General features: G+C 43.1%; 6 protein-coding genes. 3 read left to right on the top strand and 3 right to left on the bottom strand.

The window, feature by feature from the left end:
- Positions 1-379 (top strand): hypothetical protein (locus VN447_RS07425; protein ID WP_325524352.1); only part of this gene is annotated, 379 nt, incomplete at its 5' end.
- Positions 380-527: 148 nt separating this feature from the next.
- On the opposite strand, the gene dapF is transcribed toward VN447_RS07425, so the two are convergent.
- The gene (dapF, locus tag VN447_RS07420; RefSeq protein WP_325524350.1) at positions 528-1,382 is read right to left on the bottom strand and encodes a diaminopimelate epimerase; all 855 of its coding nucleotides are present in this window, start codon (positions 1,380-1,382) and stop codon (positions 528-530) included.
- A 31-nt stretch (positions 1,383-1,413) separates the two neighbouring features.
- On the bottom strand, positions 1,414-1,851 hold the full coding sequence (locus VN447_RS07415) for a GNAT family N-acetyltransferase (RefSeq protein ID WP_325524349.1): 438 nt from the start codon (positions 1,849-1,851) through the stop codon (positions 1,414-1,416).
- Positions 1,852-1,991: 140 nt separating this feature from the next.
- Between VN447_RS07415 and VN447_RS07410 the strand changes: the two genes are divergently transcribed.
- Positions 1,992-2,879, top strand: a complete 888-nt coding sequence (locus VN447_RS07410; RefSeq protein ID WP_325524348.1) for an AraC family transcriptional regulator — start codon at positions 1,992-1,994, stop codon at positions 2,877-2,879.
- A gap of 138 nt (positions 2,880-3,017) precedes the next feature.
- Here the strand turns inward: VN447_RS07410 and VN447_RS07405 are convergent, their stop codons facing one another.
- Complete coding sequence (locus VN447_RS07405; RefSeq protein ID WP_325524346.1) at positions 3,018-4,493, bottom strand: protein adenylyltransferase SelO; 1,476 nt, start codon at positions 4,491-4,493, stop codon at positions 3,018-3,020.
- Positions 4,494-4,839: 346 nt separating this feature from the next.
- On the opposite strand from VN447_RS07405, the gene VN447_RS07400 reads away from it, so the two are divergent.
- Positions 4,840-5,223 carry a hypothetical protein gene (locus VN447_RS07400; protein ID WP_325524345.1) on the top strand — a complete coding sequence of 128 codons (384 nt, stop codon included), beginning with the start codon at positions 4,840-4,842 and terminating at the stop codon, positions 5,221-5,223.
- Positions 5,224-5,305 lie beyond the last annotated feature (82 nt).

Here is a 5,305-nt window from a genome sequence, read left to right as displayed (position 1 = left end):
TTCTCGACGAACCGCTTCCAATTCTGTTTTGCATCAAAAAAGATCTGCCATAAGATGTTCTTCTTCATGCCTCCGTATTTCCGCAAACCCGCGCCATTTCTCCTGCCGTAGCCTCTCTAAACTTATAAATTCTGATACATTTAAAGAAAACACGGCTTGCGCCGAGCCTTTGGCGAAAGCGGAAGCCGATGTTGCCCTTATCCAGGGAAAGTTATACTTTCTTTCTGGACAGCAACAAAAAACCATGTTTACGCAATTCTGCGAAATCATGGCCTTTGTGACATTATTCAATAATTTGATCAATGTCTATTTAATGCGTGAATCAGAATCACCCCGAATTCCCAGAGGCACTTTAATAGGAATCTATTACCTATCCTAAAAGTATTAGCATGCTAGAAGTGAAAGTCAGTTTGATGATGGTTATTGACAGATTGCCCAGAGCTTTAATAGCCAACTAACCAAGGGAGTACCCATCAGTATTATCAAAAAGGTGGACTTAATGACGGCACCATTGGTTTTTGCATTTTCTATTTAATGATTTGCTCCCATAAATCCTCAGATAACAAGCCTTTGGCCACTTGAGTAACAGAACCTGTCATGAAGACCTGTCCGTCTTTTTGAATATCTATCCTAATCGTTCCACCTGGCATATGTACGTTTATCTTATTGTCAACCAATCCCATTTTGTAAGCGGCACTGGCAGCAGCACAGCTACTGCTGCCCGAAGATAACGTATATCCCGCGCCCCGTTCCCATATCTCAATTTGAATGTTGTTTCGATCTAATACCTTTAAGAACTGTACATTAATTCTTTTAGGAAAATCGGCGTGGTGTTCTATAGCAGCTCCTAACTCAACGGCTGTTTCCCGTGAAATTTCGTCACAAAAAACCACGCAGTGGGGATTACCAATTGATAAGCACGTAATGTTTATCCTGCGGTTATTAATCACCAACTCTTCATTCAACACTTCCCGAGCCGGTCCGGCTACTGGAATCTGTTGACTTTGAAACGTTACTGGCCCCATATCCACCCGAATTTGACTGCCTTTGCCGTCTAGGAACTCCACATGAACTTTACCGCCTAAAGTCCCCAAACAGAACTCTTTGCTGGTAATATACCCGGCATCAACAAGGTAGCGGGAAAACATCCTGATCCCGTTACCACTTTTCTCAGCCTCGCTTCCGTCCGGATTTAGTATTCTTAAGTGAATTGAATTATCATGAAAAAAAGGGCCGTACAAAATACCGTCCGAGCCAATACCGAAATTACGGTGGCAAATCAGCCGAATGTTTTCCTCTGATAAGTTAACTTTAGTCTTGTTTGGATCAATGACAATATAATCGTTACCTAAGGCATGATATTTGTAAAAATGAAACTCCATTTAAGTTACCTCCTTGGTTTCTAATAATGATTTACAAATATTTTTTATATCCCTGAACAACTCCCGACTTATAGCCATTCGCTTCATAAAACTCATGGGCTTCCTTTCGCTTGATCAAGGATACCAGCATAATATAATAGCAATTACGCTCTCGCGCACAGTTCTCAATATATTGAATCAGTTTTCTACCTATACCCTGTCTTCGGCATTTTTCGCTTACAATGACGTTTTCAAGCACTAGAAATGGCTGGCATTCCCCGACAATATCCGCGCAAACAATTCCCATTACCGAGCCTACCAAACGTTGCTCTTTATCCCTGGCTCCGATTAAAATATAATCTGTATTATCCGTTATTTTTTTAAACAGGCTTTCCATAAGAACCATATTCGTTTTTCTCCCGGTAAGTTCTTCGTATAGTGCGGCAAGCTCCCCCAAATCAGAGGAACTCATGGATGATATCGCCAACATTCTTTTTCTCCCCTCCGTGTAATAACTGCATATCCTTTTTGAATTCCCTATAACCCAATTATATTAGATGGCTTTCATCTAAACATTGCATAATATGGAAAAAAGGTTGCAAAAGCTGCTATAGCGAATAACAAAATACTATGGATAAAGATACAAAACTTGTAAATAACAAACGAGGCTATCTTAATAACGACTTTAGTTTTTTCAACTTACACGATAACAAAGAAATAAAAATTGATTCTCATCATCATGACTTTAGCAAAGTTGTCGTATTCATTTCTGGTAAAGTAACCTATTATATTGAAGGGACAGCATACAAGCTAAAACCATGGGACATCCTGTTGATTAACCGCGATACCGTTCATAAGCCGGTCATTGACATAACATCCCCTTACAAGCGAATGATTATATGGCTCAGACCGTCCTTTCTGCAAAAGCATAGCGATACGAAGTCTAATTTATTGGCTTGCTTTGAATTAGCCTACCAACGTAAATTCAATTTGTTACGAATGACACCGAAAATACGGATCATTGTCCAATCGCTTCTGTCCCAAATTAACGACACCTGCCAAGACCGGAACTTTGGCGATGAGTTGCTGCGAGATTCGTTGTTATTACAATTCATTGTTTACTTAAACAGAATGACTTTAGAAATGAAAAATGGCATAATTCCCGCTGACATTGATATTGAATATGACGAGACTATCAATAAGATATTGCAATACATTGATACCAATATTACTGAGGATTTATCGATTGAAAAACTGGCATCTGTCTTTTTTCTCAGTAAATACTATCTCATGCGCAAGTTCAAACAGCATACCGGTTATAGCATCCATCAGTATGTGCTGCAAAAAAGGTTGATTGCCGCCAATCAATTTCTTCGCGCAGGACAATCAGTTATTACTGCATGTATGGAAAGCGGTTTTCATGACTACGCCAATTTTACCCGTGCGTTCAAAAAGATGTATGGATTATCCCCGAGAAAGTATTATAATCTTCCAAAGCAAGAAGATTTCATTGATTAAACTAATTACCCTTGTCAATAACTTACGAATAGCCAAAGGCCTCAATTCCTGCATTTCGCAAGAGTTGAGGCCTTTTACATGCCACAAATAAGTGGCCATAATTATAAACTATTGGAACACTTCATCAATGCTTCTATATCAGGTACCGCAAAAGGTTCGGTAAGGACAGGTTGATGGCTCAGGCAGTGTTGAGTAATCGGCTTGTTCGGGGGAGTGCGCGTAGGGGGTTGAAAGAACCTCAAGGAGCCGATCCATCATGCTGTAGTCTCCTTGTTTCACTGCGGCTTCTAGTACGGCTTCTACCCGGTGGTTGCGAGGGATTATCGCAGGATTGCAGTTCCGCATCAACTGATGCGAGGAGGCTTTCGGATCCTGCTGCCTGCCTAATCTCGCCTGCCACAGCTCATACCACTGAGCAAATTCTGTGGTGCCAAACAGGACCGTATCCTCCGGCTTATCAAAAGTTAATGCGCGGAAGGTATTGGTATAGTCCGCACGATACTTCTGCATCATACTGAGGAGGCCTTCTATAAGGGATTCATCCTGTGCCTCCTTGTTAAATATCCCCAGTTTTGCTCTCATTCCCGCAAGCCAATTACAGTGATATAACTCAGTAAAATCTGAAATCGCATCCTGAGCGAGTTTGATAGCCTGCGCCTGATCGACATGCAGCAGCGGCAATAGGGTCTCAGCAAATCGCGCGAGATTCCACCCGGCAATATGCGGCTGATTGCCATAGGCATAGCGGCCTTGAATGTCAATGGAACTGAATACCGTTGCCGGGTCATAGGCATCCATAAAGGCGCAAGGACCATAATCAATGGTTTCTCCACTAAGGGTCATGTTGTCGGTGTTCATTACCCCGTGGATAAAGCCAACCAGTTGCCAGTTGGCAATCAGTACAGCCTGACGCTTGATCACTTCCTGAAGTAGCGAAAGATATCGACTCTCATCAGCTTCAACATCTGGAAAATGGCGCTTTAGTGTATAGTCAGCCAGGACCCGGAGATCCTCAATAGTGCCCCATTCTGAAACGTATTGAAAAGTGCCGACGCGCAGATGACTGGCAGCCACGCGGGTCAGAATTGCACCAGGCTGGTCGGTTTCACGGTTTACTGACTCACCGGTTATTACCACCGCTAGGCTGCGGGTGGTGGCAATACCAAGCGCATGCATAGCCTCGCTGATGATGTATTCGCGCAGCATCGGTCCAAGTGCCGCTCGACCATCACCCCGGCGTGAGTATGGCGTTTTACCTGAACCCTTGAGCTGAATATCAAACCGTTCACCTAGGGGAGTGATCTGCTCGCCAATGAGCAGAGCCCGACCGTCCCCTAACATCGTAAAATGCCCAAATTGATGCCCCGCATAAGCTTGAGCAAGCGGCAAAGCGCCTACAGGAATCCGGTTGCCGGCAAGCACCGCTACGCCATCTTTGCTCTTCAGCTCCTGAACATTCAGCCCCAGGGATGTTGCCAAGGGATCATTAAGAATGATCAAATTTGGTGAGCGTACAGGGGTTGGCTTGAGGCTGCTAAAAAGCGATTCTGGCAGACGGGCATAACTGTTATCTAAGTTCCATCCTGTTTCGATTATTGCCTTTCCCTTGATCATCGTATCACCTTTTCTCCTTTCTCCTTATCTTTTTGTATCCTAATTTTTTCTTTTACATAAAACAAAAAATCATAGGCATTCTATGATTTTTTTTAATTAGCTACTTTCTATACCAACACAAGACAACCCTTTTTAGTGTCTACTTATGCCAATTTATTATACGAAGTAAGCCCTAGATGCACGCCTAAATAAAAGGCTCACCTCTACTTTCCTATCTGCATATTATGTATTGGTGCGAGTTCGACATCGCCATCGAGGAGTGAGTACATGGATAGAAGAAAGTATTTTCGAGCCTTCGACTGGGATAAACCGGAGATCATAGACTGGGATAAATCCTATTACGATTATGAATACAATAACTACGATATGGCTGATTATCGTCCATGCGGGCCTGATAACTGCCGCCCCCGGTGCCGTCCAAACAACTGCCGTCCGAACTGCAATCCGGGATGTAATCCCCATTGTCAGCCTAACTGTAACCCTTATTGCCGTCCGCATTGTCAGCCTGGTTGTAACCCTAAATGCAATCCCAAGTGTTCTCCATATTGCCGGCCATATGCACCGGGAACCTGTAATCCAAAGAAATATCCTTCTGACCCGTATTCTGCATGCAACCCAGGATGTTTCCCCTTTTTGTAACCTATCAGACCAAATAAAAGAAGCTGCCTTCTTGAACCGCCCCAGCGGAGATAGACACAAAAGAGAAAAGCCGGTCGTAGAATATCTTTGAATTAAGCCGACTGACGCCGTTTTTCGGAAGGCGTCAGTTGGTATTTCATTTGGAAACGCTCGAAATTGTAAAAATGGATGTA

This window comes from Sporomusa sp., assembly GCF_035561155.1.
GTDB lineage: Bacteria > Bacillota > Negativicutes > Sporomusales > Sporomusaceae > Sporomusa.
This window is presented reverse-complemented; position numbering and strand designations above follow the sequence as displayed.

Bases quoted from the DNA above. Each gene is read 5' to 3' on its own strand.
- VN447_RS07415 (WP_325524349.1), bottom strand. From the start codon at position 1,851: ATGTTGGCGATATCATCCATGAGTTCCTCTGATTTGGGGGAGCTTGCC.
- VN447_RS07405 (WP_325524346.1), bottom strand. From the start codon at position 4,493: ATGATCAAGGGAAAGGCAATAATCGAAACAGGATGGAACTTAGATAAC.
- dapF (WP_325524350.1), bottom strand. From the start codon at position 1,382: ATGGAGTTTCATTTTTACAAATATCATGCCTTAGGTAACGATTATATT.
- VN447_RS07400 (WP_325524345.1), top strand. From the start codon at position 4,840: ATGAATACAATAACTACGATATGGCTGATTATCGTCCATGCGGGCCTG.
- VN447_RS07410 (WP_325524348.1), top strand. From the start codon at position 1,992: ATGGATAAAGATACAAAACTTGTAAATAACAAACGAGGCTATCTTAAT.